21 protein-coding genes are annotated in these 19,935 nt (G+C 69.4%); 12 read left to right on the top strand and 9 right to left on the bottom strand.

Annotated elements, in window-relative coordinates:
* Positions 1-120 precede the first annotated feature (120 nt).
* The 3 genes from hemE (at position 121) to BM140_RS23280 (ending at position 2,095) form a co-directional block, all read left to right on the top strand.
* Entirely contained in the window at positions 121-1,188 is a 1,068-nt protein-coding gene (gene hemE, locus BM140_RS23290) for a uroporphyrinogen decarboxylase (RefSeq protein ID WP_091951637.1), read from the top strand.
* A gap of 33 nt (positions 1,189-1,221) precedes the next feature.
* The gene (gene hemJ / locus BM140_RS23285; RefSeq protein WP_091951635.1) at positions 1,222-1,662 is read left to right on the top strand and encodes a protoporphyrinogen oxidase HemJ; all 441 of its coding nucleotides are present in this window, start codon (positions 1,222-1,224) and stop codon (positions 1,660-1,662) included.
* Between the two features lie 94 nt (positions 1,663-1,756).
* Positions 1,757-2,095, top strand: coding sequence for a lysozyme inhibitor LprI family protein (locus tag BM140_RS23280; protein WP_091951633.1), 339 nt, complete (start codon positions 1,757-1,759; stop codon positions 2,093-2,095).
* 77 nt (positions 2,096-2,172) lie between these two features.
* On the opposite strand, the gene hisG is transcribed toward BM140_RS23280, so the two are convergent.
* The 4 genes from hisG to BM140_RS23260 all read right to left on the bottom strand — a co-directional run bounded on the left by hisG (position 2,173) and on the right by BM140_RS23260 (position 6,167).
* Positions 2,173-3,150: an ATP phosphoribosyltransferase gene (gene hisG / locus BM140_RS23275; RefSeq protein ID WP_091951631.1), complete on the bottom strand. Its 978-nt coding sequence runs from the start codon at positions 3,148-3,150 to the stop codon at positions 2,173-2,175.
* Positions 3,147-4,289: an ATP phosphoribosyltransferase regulatory subunit gene (locus BM140_RS23270; RefSeq protein ID WP_091951629.1), complete on the bottom strand. Its 1,143-nt coding sequence runs from the start codon at positions 4,287-4,289 to the stop codon at positions 3,147-3,149. Before BM140_RS23270 ends, hisG begins: the two co-directional genes overlap by 4 nt.
* Positions 4,290-4,398: 109 nt before the next feature.
* Entirely contained in the window at positions 4,399-5,286 is an 888-nt protein-coding gene (locus BM140_RS23265; protein WP_091951627.1) for a TIGR01459 family HAD-type hydrolase, read from the bottom strand.
* 251 nt (positions 5,287-5,537) lie between these two features.
* Positions 5,538-6,167, bottom strand: coding sequence for a TetR/AcrR family transcriptional regulator (locus BM140_RS23260; RefSeq protein ID WP_091951624.1), 630 nt, complete (start codon positions 6,165-6,167; stop codon positions 5,538-5,540).
* A gap of 183 nt (positions 6,168-6,350) precedes the next feature.
* Here BM140_RS23260 and BM140_RS23255 point away from each other — a divergent pair, with 183 nt between their 5' ends.
* The gene (locus BM140_RS23255) at positions 6,351-9,767 is read left to right on the top strand and encodes an acyl-[ACP]--phospholipid O-acyltransferase (RefSeq protein ID WP_091951622.1); all 3,417 of its coding nucleotides are present in this window, start codon (positions 6,351-6,353) and stop codon (positions 9,765-9,767) included.
* 64 nt (positions 9,768-9,831) lie between these two features.
* Here BM140_RS23255 and BM140_RS23250 read toward each other — a convergent pair whose 3' ends face one another.
* Both BM140_RS23250 and BM140_RS23245 read right to left on the bottom strand, forming a co-directional pair.
* Positions 9,832-10,212, bottom strand: coding sequence for a type II toxin-antitoxin system VapC family toxin (locus BM140_RS23250; protein ID WP_091951620.1), 381 nt, complete (start codon positions 10,210-10,212; stop codon positions 9,832-9,834).
* Positions 10,209-10,466 carry a type II toxin-antitoxin system Phd/YefM family antitoxin gene (locus BM140_RS23245; RefSeq protein ID WP_091951618.1) on the bottom strand — a complete coding sequence of 86 codons (258 nt, stop codon included), beginning with the start codon at positions 10,464-10,466 and terminating at the stop codon, positions 10,209-10,211. The genes BM140_RS23250 and BM140_RS23245 overlap by 4 nt, the downstream gene beginning before the upstream one ends.
* A 163-nt stretch (positions 10,467-10,629) precedes the next feature.
* Between BM140_RS23245 and BM140_RS23240 the strand changes: the two genes are divergently transcribed.
* Positions 10,630-11,316 carry a DsbA family protein gene (locus BM140_RS23240; protein WP_091951669.1) on the top strand — a complete coding sequence of 229 codons (687 nt, stop codon included), beginning with the start codon at positions 10,630-10,632 and terminating at the stop codon, positions 11,314-11,316.
* 9 nt (positions 11,317-11,325) lie between these two features.
* Here the strand turns inward: BM140_RS23240 and BM140_RS23235 are convergent, their stop codons facing one another.
* The gene (locus tag BM140_RS23235) at positions 11,326-12,345 is read right to left on the bottom strand and encodes a gamma carbonic anhydrase family protein (RefSeq protein ID WP_091951616.1); all 1,020 of its coding nucleotides are present in this window, start codon (positions 12,343-12,345) and stop codon (positions 11,326-11,328) included.
* 138 nt (positions 12,346-12,483) lie between these two features.
* On the opposite strand from BM140_RS23235, the gene BM140_RS23230 reads away from it, so the two are divergent.
* The 6 genes from BM140_RS23230 (at position 12,484) to BM140_RS23205 (ending at position 18,277) form a co-directional block, all read left to right on the top strand.
* Entirely contained in the window at positions 12,484-12,939 is a 456-nt protein-coding gene (locus BM140_RS23230; protein WP_091951613.1) for a molybdenum cofactor biosynthesis protein MoaE, read from the top strand.
* Positions 12,940-12,968: 29 nt separating this feature from the next.
* Positions 12,969-14,102 carry an AI-2E family transporter gene (locus tag BM140_RS23225; protein WP_091951667.1) on the top strand — a complete coding sequence of 378 codons (1,134 nt, stop codon included), beginning with the start codon at positions 12,969-12,971 and terminating at the stop codon, positions 14,100-14,102.
* Positions 14,103-14,284: 182 nt separating this feature from the next.
* Entirely contained in the window at positions 14,285-16,381 is a 2,097-nt protein-coding gene (locus BM140_RS23220) for a calcium-binding protein (RefSeq protein ID WP_091951611.1), read from the top strand.
* A 164-nt stretch (positions 16,382-16,545) separates the two neighbouring features.
* Positions 16,546-17,232, top strand: coding sequence for a uracil-DNA glycosylase family protein (locus tag BM140_RS23215; RefSeq protein ID WP_091951609.1), 687 nt, complete (start codon positions 16,546-16,548; stop codon positions 17,230-17,232).
* Complete coding sequence (pyrF, locus tag BM140_RS23210; RefSeq protein ID WP_091951607.1) at positions 17,232-17,930, top strand: orotidine-5'-phosphate decarboxylase; 699 nt, start codon at positions 17,232-17,234, stop codon at positions 17,928-17,930. Before BM140_RS23215 ends, pyrF begins: the two co-directional genes overlap by 1 nt.
* 2 nt (positions 17,931-17,932) lie before the next feature.
* A complete protein-coding gene (locus tag BM140_RS23205) occupies positions 17,933-18,277 on the top strand; it encodes a DUF1330 domain-containing protein (protein ID WP_091951605.1) in 345 nt (114 codons plus the stop codon).
* Positions 18,278-18,281: 4 nt separating this feature from the next.
* On the opposite strand, the gene BM140_RS23200 is transcribed toward BM140_RS23205, so the two are convergent.
* Positions 18,282-18,908 (bottom strand): TetR/AcrR family transcriptional regulator, encoded by a 627-nt coding sequence (locus BM140_RS23200; RefSeq protein WP_091951603.1) that lies wholly within the window; start codon positions 18,906-18,908, stop codon positions 18,282-18,284.
* A gap of 270 nt (positions 18,909-19,178) precedes the next feature.
* Positions 19,179-19,376 (bottom strand): hypothetical protein, encoded by a 198-nt coding sequence (locus tag BM140_RS23195; RefSeq protein ID WP_091951600.1) that lies wholly within the window; start codon positions 19,374-19,376, stop codon positions 19,179-19,181.
* 297 nt (positions 19,377-19,673) lie between these two features.
* Between BM140_RS23195 and BM140_RS23190 the strand changes: the two genes are divergently transcribed.
* Positions 19,674-19,935: helix-turn-helix domain-containing protein (locus BM140_RS23190; protein WP_131803859.1), on the top strand; the 262-nt coding region annotated here is incomplete at its 3' end.

Genomic DNA, 19,935 nt, shown 5'->3' with positions numbered 1-19,935 from the left:
AAGAGAAAAAACAGAGATTCTAGAATCTCTCTTTCTTTAAGAGGGGCTGGGTTGGGGACGGACGAGGTCGCGATCTCTCCGGCATCCTGGCCAAGGCCACCGAGCGGGGCGGGAGACGGCATGGCGGACGCGACGATGGACAGGCCGGTGCTGCGCGTGCTCTCCGGCGAGGCGATCTCGCCGCCACCCGCCTGGATGATGCGCCAGGCCGGCCGCTACCTGCCGGAATACCGGGCGACGCGGGCGGAGGCCGGTTCCTTTCTCGACCTCTGCTACAATCCGGCCTTCGCCACCGAGGTGACGCTCCAGCCGATCCGCCGCTTCGGCTTCGAGGCCTCGATCCTGTTCTCCGACATTCTCGTCGTGCCGCACGCGCTCGGCCAGGACGTGCGCTTCGTCGAGGGCGAGGGGCCGCGCCTCGACGCTCTCGAAGGACGCGCCCAGTTCGAGGCCTTGCGCGAGGCCGGCGACCCCGCGATTTTTTCGCATCTGGCACCGGTTTTTGAAGCCGTGGAGCGCATCCGGGCGGGGCTACCCCATGAAACCACGCTGCTCGGCTTCTGCGGCGCCCCGTGGACGGTGGCGAGTTACATGATCGGCGGGCGCGGCACGCCCGACCTCGCCCCGGCCCGCGCGCTCGCCGCCTCCGATCCGGCGCTGCTCGACGCGTTGCTCGACCGGCTGGTCACGGTCCAGACCGAGTACCTCGTGCGCCAGTTCCGGGCCGGGGTCGATGCGGTGCAGATCTTCGAGTCGCATGCCGGCGTGCTGCCGGACTCGGCCGATGGAGATGCCCTCAAGCGCTTTTCGCTCGGCCCCATCGCCCGCATGGTCTCCGGCATCAGGGCCGAGGTGCCGGACGCCAAGATCATCGTGTTCGCCCGCGGCTCGGGGCTCGACGGTCATGCCCGCGTCGTGCCGGAGACCGGGGCCGACGCCGTCGGCGTCGATTGGGGCGTGGATCTCGCCGCTTTGCGCCAGCGCGTGCCCGCCACCACCGTGACGCAGGGCAACCTGCATCCCGAGACGCTGATCGAGGGGGGCGCCAAGCTCGACGCCGAGGTCGACGCGATCCTGGCCGCGACCGCGGGCCTGCCGCACATCTTCAACCTCGGCCACGGCATCACCCCGCAGACGCCGGTCGCCCATGTCGAGCGGATGCTCGCCCGCCTGCGCGCCGGCCGCTGATTTTTTTTCGCGTTTCGAGGAGTCGTCCGGCCGGTGAGCGAAAACCTGTACCTCTGGATCAAGGCCTTCCACGTCGTGGCGGTGATCGCCTGGATGGCCGGGATGCTCTACCTGCCGCGTCTGTTCGTCTACCATGCCGGGTTGCCGGCGGGGTCGCGGGTGCAGTCCGAGACCTTCAAGATCATGGAGCGGCGCCTGCTCAAGGCGATCATGACGCCGGCCCTGATCGTCACCTGGGGGCTCGGCCTGTGGCTGGCCTGGGCCAGCGGCTACTACGCCTCGCCCTGGCTGCACGCGAAGTTCGCCCTGGTGTTCGCCATGAGCGGCGTCCACGGCTTCCTGGCCCGTGCGGTCAAGGACTTCGCCGCCGACCGCAACACCCGCAGCCAGCGCTTCTACCGGATCATCAACGAGGTGCCGACGCTCCTGATGATCGTCATCGTCATCCTGGTGATCGTGAAGCCGTGGTCGTAGGCGGCTGCGCCTGAATCGTCCGGCCCGGCGGCACCGCCGGGCCGCTCGCGTGTTGACGGCAGAAGCGTGGCCGTTGCCCGGGAGCCCATTGACGATGCGTGCGCCGATCCTTGCCCTGATGCTGAGCCTCGTGGCCGCCCCGGCTTTCGCCGCGAGCTTCCCCTGCGCCAAGGCCGAGACGCCGGACGAGCGGGCGATCTGCGACACCCGCGCCCTCAACGACCTCGACGTCGAGATGGGCGTGCGCTTCGACATCCTCAAAGAGCTGCTGCCGATGGGCAACCGCACCAAGATGCAGGAGGATCAGGAGGCGTGGCTCACGGAGCGCCGCGCCTGCGGGGCCGACGTGGCGTGCCTGACCGCGGCCTATGAGAGCCGGCTGAAGCTTCTGCGCGGGGTTCTGTCGGAATTCGCCAAGCAGGGCGGCCAGTAACGCCGACAAGGCGCCGTGACGGGCCGGCGTCTGCTCTCTCGGTGCAGACCCGACCCGCCATGGCGAGATGAAACCCCCTAAAGCCGCGCCAGCAGCCGCTCCGCCAGCGGGTTCTCCGCCGCGAAGGCGTAATCGATCCGCCGTACGGTCACGGCTCGCGCGCCGGCCTGCACCAGGGCGTCGGAGAGGTCGAACACGCCGTCGGCCGGGCAGCGCAGCACGATCTCGCCGTCGGGGCCGCGGGGCGCCCCGTAGGGCAGCTCGGCCTCGTGCAGGGCGGCGAGGGAGGCCAGATCGATGGCGCCGGATTCGGGCAGGCCCGCACGTATCTCGCGGGTCGTGCGGGCGCGCTCCTCGGCGGCGATGCGGCCGAGCACGGTGCGCAGCGCCCCCCGCGCGGTCTCGCCCCAATGCGCCTTCAGCGAGGCCACCAGATTGGCCTCGGAGCGCAGCATCACCCCGTCGTCGAGGATTTTCAGGGCATTCGCCGCCAGCGTCGTGCCGGTGGTGGTGATGTCGACGATGATCTCCGCCGAGCCCGCGGCCGGCGCGCCCTCGGTGGCCCCCAGGCTCTCGACGATGCGGTAATCGGCGATGCCGGCCTCGGCGAAGAAGCGGCGGGTCAGGTTCACGTATTTGGTGGCGATGCGCAGCCGCTTGCCCTGGCGCAGGCGCATTTCGCTCGCCACCTCGTCGAGGTCGCTCATGGCGCGCACATCGATCCAGGCCTGGGGCACCGCCACGACCACGCTGGCATGGCCGAAGCCGAGCGGCGTCAGCAGTTCCACGCTCGCCGACGGATCGGGCAGCGTCTCGCGGATCAGATCCTCGCCGGTGACGCCGAGATGGGCCGCCCCGCTGGCCAGTTGCCCGGCGATCTCGGAGGCCGAAAGGTAGCGCACCTCGACGCCGGGCACGCCGGCCAGCGTCCCGCGATACTCGCGTCCGCCCGCCTTCTGCACGAGCCGGAGGCCCGCGCGGGAGAAGAAGGCGCTGGCATTCTCCTGCAGCCGGCCCTTGGAGGGCACGGCCAGCACCAGGGGCTGATCGCTCATGCCAAAACTCCCTCAGCGCACCGGGACAGCCAGAAGGCGCAGCCGACCGCCGGCAGCGGCACGGGACTGCCGAGCTGCTGCAACAGGCCGTCGTAGCGCCCACCGCCGACGAGCGTCGGGCCGCCGCTTTCCGCCGTCACCTCGAAGATGAAGCCAGTGTAGTAATCGAGATTGCGGGCGAAGCCCCCGGAGAAGCGGAACCGCTCGATGGGGAGCCCGCGCGCCGCCATGAAGCCGGTGCGCTCCTCGAACAGGGCGAGCGCGGCCTCCAGGCCGGCGTGCTGGAGCCCCGCCTCCTGGGCGAGCGCCCGCACCGAGGCCGCCGCGGCATCGGGATCGCCGGTGATCGCGCAGTAGCGCTCGATCAGATCGCGGTTACCCGGATTGAGCCCGGCCCCGCCCTGCGCCTGCGCCGCCGCGCGGGCCAGAAAGCGCTCGGCGATGGCGCCGGCGCTGCGCCCGCCGACCTGCGAGATGCCGGCAATCGACAGCACGTCCTCGACGAAGCCGCGCACGGCACCGGCATCCTGGCCCTGGATCGCCGCGAGCAGGCCCGCATGCGGATCCTCGGTCTGGGGATTGTTGGCGACGTCCGCCAGCGGCCGACCGGCCGCGATGGCCCGCAGCGTCCGGCGCTTGGCGACCGGCGGCACGGCCAGCGCATCGAGGAAGGCGTGGGTCAGGCCCATGTCGCCGAGGCGCACGGCCGTGTCCGTGCGGCCGAGCAGGTCGAGGCCTTCGAGCGCCAGCCCGATCACCTCGGCATCGGCGGCCGGCGTGTCGGTGCGCCCGATCGACTCGATGCCGCCCTGGACGAACTCGTCGGGCTCACCCGCGGCCAACCGGAAGACCGGCCCGAGATAGCTGTAATCGGCGGCCTCGCCCGGCCGCGTCGCCTGGTGCAGGCGGCAGACCGGGATCGTGAATTCCGGCCGCAGGCAGAGTTCGGCCCCCACGGAGTCCTGGGTCACGAAGATGCGGCGGCGGATGTCTTCCCCTGAGAGTTCGAGGAACGGCTCCACCGGCTGCAGCACCGGCGGCGAGGCCGGCACGTAGCCGCAGGCCGCGAAATGCGCCCGCAGCCGCTCGTGCCGCACGGCCTCCGCCCCGCTGGGGCCGCCTGCCTCCGGTCTCGTCATGGGTTCTGGGTCCCGCTTGGATTCCGGCCCCCATAGCAACCGCCCGCCCTGTTGGCGACCTGTGGAAGGATTTGGGGACCGGCTTTTGATTGCGCAGGGATAATCGGGGCTACCAGACCAGCCGCTCGATCACCGCATCGGGCCGCACCGGCTGTCGGCTGAGCCAATCCGCGATGTCGCCGAGGCTGTGATGGTCGGCGGTGACACCGAGTTCCTCCGCGTGGATGCCGCGGGCCACCAGGATCGAGGGGATGCCGTAGGCGGCGGCGCCTGCGATGTCGGTGCGGATCGCGTCGCCCACCGCCACCGTGCGGGCAATCTCGGGTGCCGGGCCGCCCGCGAGTTCGCCCGCCATCTTCAGCGCCGTCTCGTAGACCGGCCGGTACGGCTTGCCGGCATAGACCACGTCGCCGCCGATGGCCTCGTAGGCCTGGGCGATCAGGCCGGCGCAGGGGATCAGCTTCTTGTCGCGCTCGACCACGAGATCGGGGTTGGCGCAGATCATCGGCACGTTCTTTTCGCGAAACGCCGCCAGGGTCTCGCGATAATCCTCTGCGGTCTCGGTGTAATCATCGAACAGGCCGGTGCAGACGATGCGCTGGGCCGCCTCGCCCGGCACCAGGGTCAGGTCGAGCCCCTCGAAGATCGGCGCATCGCGCTCCGGCCCGAGGTGATGCACCCGCTCGCCCGGATGCTCCGCGATCAGTCGCCGGGTCAGGTCACCGGAGGTCAGGATCGCGTCGTAGGCCTCCCGCGGCACGCCGTAGCCGTCGAGGATCTTTTGCACGCCGGGCCAGGGGCGCGGCGCGTTCGAGACGAGGATCACCCGCCGGGTCCGCGGCCCCGGCAGGTTGCGGAACCGGATCAACGCCTCGCCCGCCGGAACGTGGGCGTAGCGCCCGTCATGCAGCACGCCCCAGACGTCGCAGAGGATCAGGTCGTAGCGCTCGGCGACGGATTCGAAGTGGTGGAGGATTGGGACGGTCGCGTCAGTCATCGATCAAAATATCCGTTCGGGCGGCGGCGGCGAGGTTGCAGGCTCTATAACCGTGTTCTGTCTTCTCTGAAGGCCGCCACCGCGCATCCCTCTCCCCTCTGCGGGAGAGGGTGGCCCGCGAAGCGGGTCGGGTGAGGGGAGCGACGGTGCCGCTTGGCCGCAGTCGCAAGTGAATTCACCAGAAGCGTCGCTCCCCTCACCCGCCCGCTCCGCGGGCACCCTCCCCCGCGGAGGGGGGAGAGTTTCAGTGCTCACCCCAAAAACCGCCCGACCAGCAGCCGCGCCAACTCCCGCGGCGCGTCCGGCGTCAGCACCGCGAGCTTGCCCGAGGTCGAGAGCGAGGCGAGCCCATGGAGTGCCGCCCACAGCGCCGCCACCGCCCGACGGCGCTCGGCCGCATCCGCGATCAGCGGGGCCAGCGCTTCATCGACCAAGCCGACCGGGCGGGCCAGCGCCGCCGCGTACCAGTCCGGAAACGGCTGGTCGGGCGCGGCCAGATGCTCGAACAGCAGGCTCCAGACCCGCGGGTCGGCGGCCACGAACACGAGGTAGGCGTCCGCCAGCGCGAGCGCGTTGTCCCGCGGCGCTCGGCCGGGATCGGTCGCGGCGGCGAGCGCCCCGTGCAGGCGCTCCAGCGTGCGGGCGTTGACCCGCAGCACCACCTGATCGAGGTCGCCGACCGCGTTGTAGATCGAGTTCGGCGCGTAGCCGATGGCGCCGGCCAGCCGCCGCATTCCGAGCGCGCGGAAGCCTTCGTGGCGCACGAGGCTCTCGGCGGCGCCGGCCACCAGCGCGACGAAGCCGTCGCGGTCGTGCTCCCCCCGCGGCCCGCTGCTGCGGGCGGCTTTTTTGCGGGGGGGCGGTGCCGGTTGATCCTGCATGGCGGTTCGGACACGGAGACGGTTCGGCGTGCGGGCTCGCACGCATCGCGGCGTTAGATTGCACGTCGTGCAAAATCAACCTTGCGCGTCGATGCCCGGTGGATAATTTGAACGCCGTGCAAAGGCAGGATTTGACGCTACGCCCGTCGGCGGGCAGTCATGCCGGACAGCCGGGAGACCACGATGTTCCGCACGCTGATGACGACGCGTCGCTTCGCGCCGCTGTTCTGGTGCCAGTTCTTCTCCGCGTTCAACGACAACTTCCTCAAGAACGCGCTCGCGCTGCTGATCCTGTTTCAGGTGAATGCCGAGAGCGGGGAGAGCGGCAGCGTGCTGGTGACGCTGGCGAGCGCGGTGTTCGTCGGGCCGTTCTTCATCCTGTCGGGGCTCGGCGGGCAGCTCGCCGACCGCTACGACAAGGCGGTCCTGGCCAAGCGCCTGAAATTCGCGGAGATTTTTGCAGCCCTCCTCTCGGTGCTGGGCTTCTGGCTGCACTCGGTGCCGCTCCTGTTCGGCGCGCTCGGCCTGTTCGGGATCATCGCGGCCCTGTTCGGGCCGATCAAATACGGCATCCTGCCCGACCACCTGAAGCGCGAGGAGCTGACCGCGGGCAACGCGCTGGTCGAGGCCGCGACCTTCCTCGCCATCCTGCTCGGCACCATCACGGCGGGGCTGGCCATGGCGATGGGCGGCCACGCGCTCGGCCTCGGCGCCGGGCTGATGGGCATGGCGGTCCTGTGCTGGCTCGCCGCGCGCGCGATCCCCAAGACCGGCGAGGGTGCGCCCGATCTCAAGGTCGACCCGAACGTCGCCCGCTCCACCGCCGACCTCCTGAAGGATCTGTGGGCCGACACGCGGCTGTGGCGCGGCTCGGTGATCGTCAGCTGGTTCTGGCTGGTGGGCGTCGTCGTGCTCTCGCTGCTGCCGACGCTCGTGCGCCAGACGCTGAACGGCACCGAGATCGTCGCGACCACGCTGCTGGCGATCTTTTCCGTCGGCATCGCGGTCGGCTCGGGGCTGGCGTCCTGGCTCGCCAGCGGCCGCATCGTGCTGCTGCCGACGCCGGTCGGCGCGGTGCTGATGGGCCTGTTCGGGCTCGACCTCGCCTGGGCGGTCTCGCACGTGCCGCCCCACGGGGTCGAGCCGATCGGGGCGCTCGACTTCGTCACCAGCCCGTCGGGCCTGCGCATCGCCCTCGATTTCGCCGGGCTGGCGACCGCGGGCGGCCTCTACGTCGTGCCGTCCTTTGCCGCCGTGCAGGCCTGGACCGAGAAGGCCAAGCGCGCCCGCGTCATCGGTGCGGTCAACGTGCTGACCGCCGCCTTCATGGTCGGCGGGACGCTCGCGCTCGCCGCGCTCCAGGCCGCCGGCCTGTCGATGGCGCAGCTCCTCGCCCTGGTGGCGGTCGCCAACATCGTCGTCGGCGTCGTCATCCTGAAGATCCTGCCGACGAACCCGCTGCGCGACGCGCTCTCGATCCTGTTCCGCGCGATCTACCGCCTGGAGGTGAAGGGCCTGGAGAACGTGGAGCGGGCGGGCCCCAACGCCATCGTCGCGCTGAACCACGTCTCGTTCCTCGACGCGCCGCTGGCCCTCTCGCTGCTCGATCAGGACCCGGTCTTCGCCATCGACCACGGCATCGCGCAGCGCTGGTGGGTGAAGCCGTTCCTCAGCGTCGCCAAGGCGATGCCCCTCGATCCGACCCGGCCGCTCGCCACCCGCACGCTGATCAACGCGGTCAAAGCCGGCGAGACGCTCATCATCTTCCCCGAGGGCCGGCTCACCGTCACCGGCAGCCTGATGAAGGTCTATGACGGCGCGGGGCTGATCGCCGACAAGTCCGGTGCGATGGTGGTGCCGGTGAAGATCGACGGGCCGGAGCGCACCATCTTCTCGCGGTTGAAGCGCGATCAGGTGCGCCGCGCGTGGTGGCCCAAGATCACCGTGACGATCATGCCGCCGGTGCGGCTCACGGTCGATCCGGCGCTCAAGGGCAAGAACCGCCGCCGCGCCGCGGGGGCCGCCCTCTACGACATCATGTCGGACCTCGTGTTCGAGACCGCCGACATCGAGCGCGGCGTCTTTTCCGCGCTGATCGAGGCCGGCCGCACCCATGGCTGGCGGCGGACGGCGCTGGAAGACCCGGTCTCCGGCACCATGAGCTATTCGCGCCTCGTGATGGGCGCCAACATCCTGGCCCGCAAGCTCCAGACGCTTCTGCCGGCCAACAAGAAGCCGGTCGGGCTGATGCTGCCCAACGCCAACGGCGCGGCCGTCACCTTCTTCGCGCTGGCCAGCGCGGGCCGGGTGCCGGCGATGATCAACTTTTCCGCCGGGTCGACCGCCGTGCTCTCGGCCTGCAAGGCGGCGGAGGTCGATACCATCCTCACCTCCCGCGCCTTCATCGAGAAGGGCCGCCTCGGCGCCCTGATCGACGGGATCAAGGACTCGGTGCGCCTCATCTATCTGGAGGACGTGCGCGGGAGCGTCGGGACGGCCGACAAGCTCAAGGGTGTCTTGAGCCCCCGCCGCCCGCTGGTCGCCCGCCGGGGCGAAGACCCGGCCGCGATCCTGTTCACCTCCGGCAGCGAGGGCACGCCGAAGGGCGTGGTGCTGGCCAACCGGGCGATGCTCGCCAACACCGCCCAGGTCGCCGCCCGCATCGATTTCGGGCCGCGCGACAAGGTGTTCAACGTGCTGCCCGTCTTCCACGCCTTCGGGCTGACGGCGGGGCTGGTGCTGCCGCTGGTCTCCGGCGTTCCGGTCTATCTCTATCCGTCCCCGCTGCACTACCGGATCGTGCCCGAACTCATCTACGGCTCGAACGCCACCGTCCTGTTCGGCACCGACACCTTCCTCACCGGCTACGCCAAGATGGCCCATTCCTACGATCTGCGCTCCCTGCGCTACGTCGTGGCCGGGGCCGAACCGGTGAAGCAGACGACGCGAAAAACCTGGGCGGAAAAGTTCGGCCTGCGCATCCTCGAAGGGTATGGCGTCACCGAATGCGGGCCGGTGCTGGCGCTCAACACGCCGATGTTCAACCGCTTCGGCACGGTCGGCCGGCTGCTGCCCGGCATCGAATCGCGGCTCGAACCGGTCCCCGGCATCGACGAGGGCGGGCGCCTCTCGGTGCGCGGCCCCAACATCATGCTGGGCTATCTGCGTGCGGAAAAGCCCGGCGTGCTGGAGCCCCCGGTGGACGGCTGGCACGACACCGGCGACATCGTCGCGATCGATGCCGACGGCTTCGTGACGATCAAGGGCCGGGCCAAGCGCTTCGCCAAGATCGCGGGCGAGATGGTGTCGCTGGCCGGCGTCGAGGCGCTCGCCGCCGAACTCTGGCCGGACGCCCCGAGTGCGGTCGCCGCCGTGGCGGATGCCCGCAAGGGCGAGCGCCTGATCCTGTTCACGGAAGTGAAGGGCGCCACCCGCGCCGCCTACCAGACGTTTGCGAAAAGCCGCGGCGCCCCCGAGATCGCGGTGCCGGCGGAGGTGGTGGTGCTGGATGCCCTGCCGATGCTCGGCACCGGCAAGGTCGATCAGCTCGGCGTGACCAAGCTGGCGAAGGAGCGGGCGGCGACCGCGGAGGCGGCGTAAGGGCGGGCGGCTTCCGGACACGATGGCCCGGAAGCCGCTTTCCACGGAGCGGTTCGCCCCATCGTCACGCGCGCTCCAGATCGGTCCGCGAAAAGTCGTCGCCGACGAAGAGCAACGGACAGCCCCGCTCCTTCGCCAGTGCGTAGGCGAAGCAATCGCCGAAATTCAGGCCTGCGGGATGGACGCCCTTGCCCCAGAGCGCGTAGGCCGCGGCGACGCTGCGGGCGGTCGCGGCGCCCACAGGGACGATCTCGAAGCCGAGGCCGGTGATCAGCCGTTCCATCTCGTCCCTAAGGTCCCGCCGCAGGGCAACGATCAGGGCCTCGGCCATGGTGCCCGACGAGATCACGATCGTAGCCGCGGCTTCGAGGGCGTCGGCACAGCGATCCGCCTCGGCTTCACCGAGCAGGATCGCCATCAGGGCCGACGTGTCGACCGCGATCATGTGGGCAGCCCGTCCTCGCCGTAGAGAAAGTCCTGGCTGCGTGCCGCTTCCGGTCCCACCGACGGCTTGGCCGCGGCGGATTGCCGGACGGCATCGAGCACGGCCCGCCGGGTCCGCCGATCCGGCACAGTCCTGATCGGTTCAAGGCGTACCGCCGCATGGCCGTGCCGGGTCAGGATAATCTCCTCGCCCGCTTCGGCCCGCCGGACCAACTCGGTCAACTGGCCCTTGGCCTCCGTCACCGAGACCTGCATCGCCTGTTCCACACCCTACGTCAGCCAAGAATTTGGACCATGAGGTGGTCCAAGACAAGCCTCGCCGCATGGTGGCCCCGCGTGGCGGAATGGTCGAAGCCGAACTTAAACCATTCTTGCCCCTATCGTGCCCGCCATCCCAAAGCTGTTCCGGTCGTTCGCGATGTCCCTCTCCCGCCGCCGCTTCCTCGCTTCCTCGCTCGGCCTCGCGGTCGTAGGACCTGCCGCCGCGCAGAGCTACGGCCAGTTCTTCAAGGTCGAGAACGACGAGGGCCGCCCGGTCGCCAACATGCGGCTGCCCGGCGAGATCACCGGCCAGATCCCGGAACTGCGCGGCGTCACCTATGTCGGCCCGCGCGAGGCCGAGGTCACGCTCTACGAGTTCTTCGACTACAACTGCCCCTGGTGCCGCAAGGCTGCCGCCGACGTCACCGCGCTCTCGGGGAGCGACGCGGCGCTTCGTATCGGCCTCGTCCACAACCCGATCCTGTCGCCGATGTCGGCCCAGGCGGCCAAGGTCTCGCTCGCGGTCCAGCGCAAGCTCGGCTCGGCCGCGGCCTTCGCCTTCTACGGCCAGTTGCTCACCACCAAGGGCCAGATCGACGGAATCAAGGCTCTCGATGTCGCTGCCAAGACCGGCGTGCCCCGCGCCGAACTCGAGGAGATCGCCGACAGCGAGGAGGTGCGCCAGGCGCTACGCGCCCATATGAGCCTGGCGGCCAATCTCGGGCTCACCGCGACCCCGTCCTACGTGCTCGGCAACACCAGCGTGCTCGGCCATCCCGGCGTGAAGTCGCTTGCCCGGATGATCGCGGCGATGCGGCGGTGCGATCAGATCGCGTGCGGGTGAGGGGATCGCCTACCCCTCCGCCTCCTGCAGCACCCGATATTCCCGCCCGTGGCGGCAATAACCTTCGACTATATGCGCCATCAGGGCCCGCTTCTTCGCATCGAGCGGGCCGAGAATGCGGGCCGGGCGACCGCCCCAGAGATGGCCGCCCTCCAGAAGCTGGCCCGGGTCGGTGGTCGAGCCGCCGGCCAGCATCACGTCGTCGGCCACCACCGTGCCGGGTGCCAGCACCGAGCCGATGCCGATGAGGCTGCGCGCGCCGATGCGGCAATCGTTCATGCGGACGTTGTGGCCGATGGTGGTGTCGCGGCCGATCACCACGCCCTCGCCGCGGGTGCGGATCACGGTGTTGTCCTGGATGTTGGTGTCGGCGCCCACCACGATCGGGCCGACTTCCGCGGCGAGTTCGCAGGAGAACAGCACGGTGACGCCCGCGCCGAGCGCGATGCGACCGGAAAGCCGGGCCGTGCGGGCCACGAACACGCTCTCCTCCACCTCCGGCGGGACGGAATCCGGCCCGGCGGGGCGCTCGTCGGCGGCCTCGCGCAGACGCTCGGCCCGCTCGGCGATCTCGTCGAGCGTGATCGGGCGCAGGCGCTTGGCCGGGTTGCCGCCATAGGCGTAGCCGCCTTCCAGCGTCGATCTCGGAAAGATCGTGGCGCCGGCCTCGATCAGCACGCCGTTGCCGACAGAGGCGCCGTCGAGGATGATCGCGTCGTCCTCGATCACCACGTCCGAGCCGACGGTGCAGGCATGCACCACCGCGTTGCGGCCGACCGTGACCCGGTCGCCGATATGGGTCGGGGTCGATTCCGTGGCGATGTGGACCGTGGAGCGGGCGCCGAGCCACAGGCGCTCGCCCGCGGTGATCACCTGCCCGTCGCTGCGGATCACGCTGTCGTCGCCGAGCCACGCCTGGGGGCCCAGCGTCGCGGTGCCGATCACGGTGCTGCCGCGCCCGCACCAGACGGGACGCGAGGCGAAGACCGGCAGGACGCCGTCGTAGGGCAGGATCAGGTCGGGCGTCACGGGCGGCTCGTTTTCTGGCGGGGCCGGCGCACCATGGCGCGCGGGCTCGAGTGAGCCATATAGGCGCACGGGCCGATGGGGTAAGTCGAGACCCGTCGCGCCGGACCCGGCGCGACCGAGGGCGGTTTTCGAAGAGACATGAATCCGGTCAGCATCCAATCCGAGCCCTTCGACACCGCCGCCGAGATTTCCTCGGTGGAGGCGGCGCTGATGGGACGTGCCGGCGCCGTCGTGACCTTTTCCGGCCTCTGCCGCGACGAGGGCGGGCGGCTCGCCGCCCTGGAACTCGAACACTACCCCGGCATGGCCGAAGCCGAGATCGGCCGCGTGGTCGAGGCGGCGCGCGAGCGCTGGCCGGTCCAGGCCGTGCGGGTGATCCACCGCCACGGCCTCGTGCGGCCGGGCGAGGGCATCGTGCTGGTGATCACCGCCTCGCCCCACCGCAAGGCGGCCTTCGCGGCGGCCGACTTCCTGATGGACTACCTCAAGACCCGCGCCCCGTTCTGGAAGCGCGAGCACCTCGCCGACGGCACGACCGGCGGCTGGGTCGAGGCGACCCAGGCCGACGAGGCCGCGGCCGAAGCCTGGGCCTGATGCCCCCCATCGAAAGCGAAAACAGCCCGATGAGCGCAACCTCCTCCATCGGGCCGCGGCGGCTGACCGCCGCCGGCATCGCCGTGGTCAGCTTCGCCGCCGCGCTCTGGCTCGCCTGGACCGCCTCGGCGACGCTGCTGCTGATCTTTTCCGGCATCCTGTTCGCCGTCTTCCTCGACGGGCTGACCCGCGGCCTCGGATACGTGCTGCCGCTGCCCCGCGCCCTGCGGCTCGCGATCGCGACCTTGGCGCTCGCCGGGCTGTCTCTGGCGCTCGTCGCCTTCGGCGGTGCCACGGTGGCGACCCAGGCGCGCGACCTCGGCACCACGGTACGCCAGCAATCCGAGACGGTGCGGACCTGGCTCAAGGATCACGGCATCGAACTCGACTTTTCGCAGGGACCGGAGGCATCCGCCCCGAAGCCGGCGGAGGCGAAGGACGACGACGGGGAGCCGACCAAGGGCCAGAAGCAGGGCGGGCTCGCCGGCCTCGCCTCGGGCGCCTTGAAGAGCCCCGGCTCGCTCCTGTCGGATGCCGGCAGCGTGCTCGGGCCGGCCGCGACCGTGGTGTTCGGGCTTTTCAACGCGCTCGGCAACGTCCTCGTCATCGCCTTCCTGGGCATCGCCATCGCGGCCGATCCGACGAGCTACCGCAACGGCGCCTTGCGCCTCGTGCCGGCACGCCACCGCGACAAGGGTGCCCGCGTCCTCGACGGATCGGGCGAGACCCTACGGCACTGGCTGTTCGGCCAGCTCCTCACCATGGCGGCGATTTTTTTTCTCACTTGGGTCGGCCTGTCCTTCCTCGGGATCGGTGGGGCGCTGATCCTCGGGCTCCAGGCGGGGCTCTTGGCCTTCGTGCCGACCATCGGCCCGATGATCGCGGGGGCCATCATCATCCTGAGCAGCCTCGCCTCGGGCCTCAACGGCGCGCTCGGCGCCGCGGGCGTCTACCTCGCGGTGCAGGCGGCGGAGAGCTACGGCCTCACCCCCTTCATCCAGCGCCGCGCCCTCGACCTGCCGGCGGCCACGATCTTCGCCGGCCAGCTCCTGCTCGGCGTGCTGTTCGGCCTGTGGGGCGTGGCCCTCGCCCTGCCGCTGGTCGCCGTCATCAAGGTTCTGCTCGAAGAACTCTACATTGAGGACGCGCCCGGCGACGACTGAGGCCGCCCGACGGCGCGCCGACACGGTTGCCGCGTCAGCCCCGAAAAAGCCACACGTTGTATCACCGTGCACGGCCGCGCTTAAAATCGGCGCGCGGTTCGACTGTCGAACCGCGCCCGCATGGCCGGCGCGACCAGTGATGCCGAAGCAATCGGCACACAAACAACGTTTGGAGATTCGCCATGGCCGTCCTTCGCGTGCCGCAAGATTACGAAACGATCCAGAAGGCAACAGACGCAGCAAAGCCCGGCGACACCATTGTCGCCGACGCCACGTATTCGGCGCAGGAATCCGTGACGATCAAGACCGATAACCTGACGGTCGGCGCCGACAAGGCGGCTCGACAGATCACGCTCACCCTTCAGGACAGCGCGACGCACCTCACCCTGTCGGGCGATGCGCCGATCACCGCGTACGGTTCCGAGAAGGGCAGCGTGATCCAGGGCAACGCTGGCGACAACGTGATCGAGGCGCGCTCCTCGGCCACCGACACGATCGACGGCGGCGACGGCAACGACGTCATCGTCACCGACAATCCGTTCTTCGAGAGCGGCGGCGCCGACCGGCTTTCGGGCGGCAAGGGCGACGACACGTTCAAGATGGGCGGATACTCCTATGAAGGCGCGGTGATCGACGGGGGCGACGGCGTCGATACCCTGCAGCTTGGCGGTCTCACCAATACGGTAATAGCGAACGTTGAGATTTTGGACGGGTACGGTCACCGCGGTACGGTGGCGCAGTATCAATCGTTCGAGAAGATCATCGACAGTTCCGATCCAACGAGCAAGATCAACATCTTCATCGATGGTGCCGGTGGAAAGCTCGATTTTAGAAAATCGGTGACGGACGGATACTCGGTCGCCGTGCACGCGGAGTCAACGACCTCCGGCGTCACCGTCAGCGGCTCGAACAACGATGACTATTTCGTCGGCTCGCAATACAACGATGTGATCGACGGCGGTCGAGGAAACGATATCTTCACAGCGAGCGAAGGGACCGACCGGCTGAGCGGCAATGCCGGCGACGATATCTTCGTCCTGGATCTCAGCAGTTTCGGACGCGGGCGTATCGACGGCGGTGCGGGCACCGACACGGTCGAGAGCAATGTCGACCTGCTGCAATATACGTTTTCCAATGTGGAGTTGCTGAAAACGATCGGGACTTCGGGAAATATCGACCAGTTCAATTCCTTCTCCCGAATTGCTTATGCCAATTCGTCGCCATCCCAAATCTCGATCGGTCTGCGGGGAGAGGGGGGCTTCATCGACTTTCAGTCGAAGATCGTCGATGGCAGCAGCGTCAACGTCGATGCCCGCTCCCTGACCTCGGGCGCCGCGATCTTCGGTTCGGCCGCCAACGATACGATCGTCGGATCGGCCTACGACGACAGCATCGACGGCGGGAAGGGTGCGGACCGGCTCTCGGGCGGCCAGGGCAACGACGCCTATCTCGTCGATTCCCGATACGACGTCGTCTTCGAGGGACCCGGCCAAGGCATCGACACGGTCGTGGCCAAGGTGAGCTACGCGCTGCAGGCGGGCCAGGCCATCGAGTACCTCGTCGCCCATACCCGGTTCAGCCCTGCCGCGATCAACCTCACCGGCAACGAATTCGGTCAGGTGCTTCAGGGCACGTTCGGCGCGAACGTGCTCGACGGCAAGGGCGGGGCCGACGCGCTCGTCGGCTATAACGGGAACGACACCTACATCGTCGACAATCTCGGCGACCGCGTCTTCGAGAGCCGGGGTGGCGGCAAAGACACGGTTCTGTCCTCCACGAGCTACACGCTCCAGGCGGGCCAGGAGATCGAGACACTGAAACTCGCCGCGTCGACCGGCAAGGCCGGTTACACGCTGGTGGGCAATGAGTTCGACAACACGATCATCGGCAATGCGGGCAACAACACGCTCGACGGCGGGCTCGGCAACGACCTGCTGACCGGCGGCGCGGGCCGGGATACCTTCGTCTTCGACACGACCTTAGGCGCGAACAACGTCGATCACATCACCGACTTCGCGCACGGGGTCGACGCGGTTCGGCTCGCCAAGGGCATCTTCACGGCGCTCGGGGCGGGCCACCTCGCCGAGGCCGCGTTCAAGGATCTGGGCGTGGCCGGGGCCAAGGTCGATGCGGACGACCGCATCCTCTACGACCACAAGACCGGCGACCTGTCCTACGACGCGGACGGCAGCGGCACGGCGTTCACGGCCGTCCGCTTCGCCGTGGTGGACAACCACGACAAGGCGCATCTCGACTACAAGGACATCCTGATCGCTTAGAGCATCGTCCTGGATATCGGATCCAGGACGATGCTCTAGATCCTTGAAACGCATCATCTTTTTCCGAAAGCCGGAAACCACCTTTCGGGACGATGCTTTAAGAATGAGAGCGGGCGCGGATGACGCATCGCGGCTTGGAGCCTCCCGCCCCATTTGCCCTGGCGATGCCCGCCGCGCCCGCCTTACAAAAAAACTTCGCGCAGACCGCCGCCGCCCTGCGGGCCTGTCGGATCTGCCGCGATGCGCCCCGCTTCGGCGCGCCCCTGCCGCACGAGCCGCGGCCCGTGGTGCAGGGAAGCGCCGACGCCCGCCTGCTGATCGCGAGTCAGGCGCCGGGCAACCGGGCGCATCGCAGCGGCGTGCCGTTCAACGATCCGTCCGGTATCCGCCTGCGGGCGTGGCTCGGCCTGTCGGAAGCGGCGTTCTACGACGCCGCCAAGGTCGCGATCCTGCCGATGGGCGCCTGCTTCCCCGGCCTCGACGCCAAGGGCGGCGACCGCCCGCCGCGGCGGGAATGCGCCCCCGCCTGGCGCACCGAACTGCTCGCCGGCCTGCCCCGCCTCGACCTGATCCTGGTGATCGGCCAGTACGCGCAAGCGTGGCATCTCGGACCCAGACCCGGCGGCCTCACCGAGACGGTGGCAGGCTGGCGCGACATCCTGGAGGCCTCGACGCGGCCGCGCATCCTGCCGCTGCCGCACCCCTCCTGGCGCAACAACGGCTGGCTCAGAAAGAACCCCTGGTTCGAGGCGGAACTGCTGCCGGTGCTGCGGGCCGAAGTGGAGGCAGCGTTGACAGACGCGCCCGGGGAGAGGATCGCTGCCCGCGGTCCCTCTCCTTCGAGCGCCTGATGCCGGACATCGCCGACCCCCGCGACCGCCTGATCGTCGCCCTCGACCTGCCCGATGTCGCCGCCGCTGAGCGGCTGGTCGAACGCCTGGGCGACGCCGCGACCTTCTACAAGATCGGTTACCGGCTCGGCTACGCGGGCGGCCTCGCCTTCGCCGAGCGCCTCGCGCGGCAGGACAAGAAGACCTTCCTCGATCTGAAGCTGCACGACATCGGCAACACCGTCGAGGAGGGGGTGCGTTCGGCCTCCAACCTCGGGGCGACCTTCCTCACGGTGCATGCCTATCCCCAGACCATGCGGGCCGCCGTGAAGGGGCGTGGGAACGGCCTGAAGATCCTGGCGGTCACGGTGCTGACCTCCTACGACGATGCCGACGCGGCCGAGGCCGGCTATGCCCTGCCGGTGACCGAGCTGGTGGCGCAGCGGGCCGAACAGGCGCGCGAGATCGGCATCGACGGCATCGTGTGCTCGGCCCTGGAAGCGCAAGCCGTGCGCCGCGTCGTCGGCTCCGACCGCCTGATCGTCACCCCGGGGATCCGCCCGGCCGATGCCGGCCTCGGGGACCAGAAGCGGGTGATGACGCCGGCTCAGGCGCGGGCGGCCGGCATCGACCATGTCGTGGTCGGGCGCCCGATCACCGGGGCCGAGGACCCGCGGGCCGTCGCACGAACGATCATCGCCGAGATGGAAGGAGCGTGAGCATGGCAAAGGGCTACTGGATCGTCCGCGTCGATGTGCAGGACGCTGAGGCCTACAAGGCCTATGCCGCGGCCAACGGCGCCGCCTTCGCCCGCTTCGGCGGGCGCTTCCTCGTGCGCGGCGGCGCCTTCGAGGCGGTGACCGGCACGGCCCGCGCCCGCAACGTGATCGTCGAGTTCCCGAGTTACGAGACGGCGCTCGCCTGCTGGAACTCGGACCTCTACCAATCCGCTCGCGCCCTGCAGAAGGGCGGCGCCGAGGCCGACATCGTGGTGATCGAAGGCTATGACGGCCCGCAGCCGCAGGTCTCCGAGCCGGCTCCGACGCCGGGCGCGGCGTCCGAGTGACGCCCTACGGCTCGGCCGCCCGCAGGGCGCCGAGGAGGAAGGCGATCATCGTCGGCAGCGGCGGTAGGGTCATGTCCTGTTGCCGGCTCACCAGCAGCGGATGGCAGTAGCGCACGATGCCCGCGTGAAGGCAGGCGGCGGCGGCCCTCGGGTCGGACGGTGTGAATTGGCCCTCGCGCACGCCGTCCTCGATCACCCGCGCGAACACCGCCTCGATGCGATCGACATGGGCCTGGCAGACCGACCAGCTCTCGCTCATGGCCGCCTCGACCATCTCGTGGACGCGCGGATGCGCCTCCCAGCGGCGGCGGCAATCGGTGTGGAGGGCCGTGACGATGCGGGTGAGGCGCTCGGGGGCGTCGAGATTCGGAGCGGTGGCGATGGCCGCGATCATAGCCTCGATCTCGCCCGTCACCCGCTCGACCACCGCCTCGTTGATGGCCTTCTTCGAATCGAAGAAGCGGTAGACGTTGGCCGGGCTCATCTTCAGCGTCCGGGCGATGTCGGCGACCGTGGTCTTCTGGTAGCCGATCTCCCGGAAGGACCGGGCCGCCACCTCCACGATGCGTTCGCGGGTCGTCGGGGTCTCGTCGGGGGAGGGCGGGACGAGGCGGGCCGTCGCGGGAGACATGATCGTGGGGTCCTGGGCCTCGCACGTGGTGGCGTCAGAGCGGCTTAACGGCCGGTCGGGCGCCGGGCCACATCGCAAATCGCGTAGCCGACGATCCGTTCCCGGTGATGAGCACGGAGAGCGCGAAAGCCGCGGGGCGTGGCCGATCCGCCGCACTGAGGCATCGGCCCGAACGATCCCAACCGGCTCTCGGACGAGCCGATTCAGGTCGTGAGAGGATCGTGCGGCCGACGCGTCGCCCGTCGGCGCGTTGCCCGACCGCGAAATGAATCAGGAGCCGAATTGCGAGCCGAGCTGCTCCAGATACTCCGCGAGGTCGAGGCCGCCGACGCGCCGCCCGTATTCGAAGCGCATGCCCCGGCGGATATCGACCCGGCTGGAGCGGGTGTTGAGCGTGAACGGCTTCACGCAGACCCAGGCCCCGTCGGTGCGGTGCTCGAAATAGCCGAGAATCTCGTGGGCGGCCATGTGTCGTCCGGGCTCCGGGGATGAGACCGGACCAACGGACGAGGCCGCGAAAAGTTCGCGGGTCCCGGCGTTAAGCCGTTATACAGTCAAGCTTATCCGAGACGTCATACCAAGCGGCAGGGAAACGGACCGATGGTCCGGTTCCGTGCGTCCGGCGGACGCCCGCCGCCCCGCCACCCCGCCGCCGCGGGGGGCGATCGACGATGCGTCGGAATCATCGCCGATTGGTATACCGCGACTTCGGAAGGAATCCGTTTTTAGGTTTTCGCGCGCGGGTTTTGCGTGATCCCTTCAGGAATGGCAGGGCTGATTCTGTCTCCTGACGATCGCGGGCATTTCCTGGCGCTGATGCGGCGCCAGCTCAACAGTGCCGTGCATCGGCGCCTGAACGTGCTTCTGCTCCTCGACGACGGCTGGACGCCGGCCCGGATCGCCGCGGCGCTGTATCTCGACGAGAGCTCGGTGGCGGAACACCGCACCCTCTACTCTGAGCGCGGCCGGGCCGGCGTCGAGAGCTTGGCCTACCCGGGACGGGTGTCGCGCCTGTCGGCCGCTCAGC

Origin of the sequence: Methylorubrum salsuginis (assembly GCF_900114375.1) — a bacterium.
Taxonomy (GTDB): domain Bacteria; phylum Pseudomonadota; class Alphaproteobacteria; order Rhizobiales; family Beijerinckiaceae; genus Methylobacterium; species Methylobacterium salsuginis.
The sequence above is the reverse complement of the archived record's forward strand: the minus strand, read 5'-3'. Positions and strand labels throughout refer to the sequence as shown.

Excerpts from the sequence above, each read along its gene's own strand:
- hemE (WP_091951637.1), top strand. The coding sequence starts at position 121 with ATGGCGGACGCGACGATGGACAGGCCGGTGCTGCGCGTGCTCTCCGGC.
- BM140_RS23280 (WP_091951633.1), top strand. The coding sequence starts at position 1,757 with ATGCGTGCGCCGATCCTTGCCCTGATGCTGAGCCTCGTGGCCGCCCCG.
- hisG (WP_091951631.1), bottom strand. The coding sequence starts at position 3,150 with ATGAGCGATCAGCCCCTGGTGCTGGCCGTGCCCTCCAAGGGCCGGCTG.
- BM140_RS23270 (WP_091951629.1), bottom strand. The coding sequence starts at position 4,289 with ATGACGAGACCGGAGGCAGGCGGCCCCAGCGGGGCGGAGGCCGTGCGG.
- BM140_RS23265 (WP_091951627.1), bottom strand. The coding sequence starts at position 5,286 with ATGACTGACGCGACCGTCCCAATCCTCCACCACTTCGAATCCGTCGCC.
- BM140_RS23260 (WP_091951624.1), bottom strand. The coding sequence starts at position 6,167 with ATGCAGGATCAACCGGCACCGCCCCCCCGCAAAAAAGCCGCCCGCAGC.
- BM140_RS23255 (WP_091951622.1), top strand. The coding sequence starts at position 6,351 with ATGTTCCGCACGCTGATGACGACGCGTCGCTTCGCGCCGCTGTTCTGG.
- BM140_RS23250 (WP_091951620.1), bottom strand. The coding sequence starts at position 10,212 with ATGATCGCGGTCGACACGTCGGCCCTGATGGCGATCCTGCTCGGTGAA.
- BM140_RS23245 (WP_091951618.1), bottom strand. The coding sequence starts at position 10,466 with ATGCAGGTCTCGGTGACGGAGGCCAAGGGCCAGTTGACCGAGTTGGTC.
- BM140_RS23240 (WP_091951669.1), top strand. The coding sequence starts at position 10,630 with ATGTCCCTCTCCCGCCGCCGCTTCCTCGCTTCCTCGCTCGGCCTCGCG.
- BM140_RS23230 (WP_091951613.1), top strand. The coding sequence starts at position 12,484 with ATGAATCCGGTCAGCATCCAATCCGAGCCCTTCGACACCGCCGCCGAG.
- BM140_RS23225 (WP_091951667.1), top strand. The coding sequence starts at position 12,969 with ATGAGCGCAACCTCCTCCATCGGGCCGCGGCGGCTGACCGCCGCCGGC.
- BM140_RS23220 (WP_091951611.1), top strand. The coding sequence starts at position 14,285 with ATGGCCGTCCTTCGCGTGCCGCAAGATTACGAAACGATCCAGAAGGCA.
- BM140_RS23215 (WP_091951609.1), top strand. The coding sequence starts at position 16,546 with ATGCCCGCCGCGCCCGCCTTACAAAAAAACTTCGCGCAGACCGCCGCC.
- pyrF (WP_091951607.1), top strand. The coding sequence starts at position 17,232 with ATGCCGGACATCGCCGACCCCCGCGACCGCCTGATCGTCGCCCTCGAC.
- BM140_RS23205 (WP_091951605.1), top strand. The coding sequence starts at position 17,933 with ATGGCAAAGGGCTACTGGATCGTCCGCGTCGATGTGCAGGACGCTGAG.
- BM140_RS23200 (WP_091951603.1), bottom strand. The coding sequence starts at position 18,908 with ATGTCTCCCGCGACGGCCCGCCTCGTCCCGCCCTCCCCCGACGAGACC.
- BM140_RS23195 (WP_091951600.1), bottom strand. The coding sequence starts at position 19,376 with ATGGCCGCCCACGAGATTCTCGGCTATTTCGAGCACCGCACCGACGGG.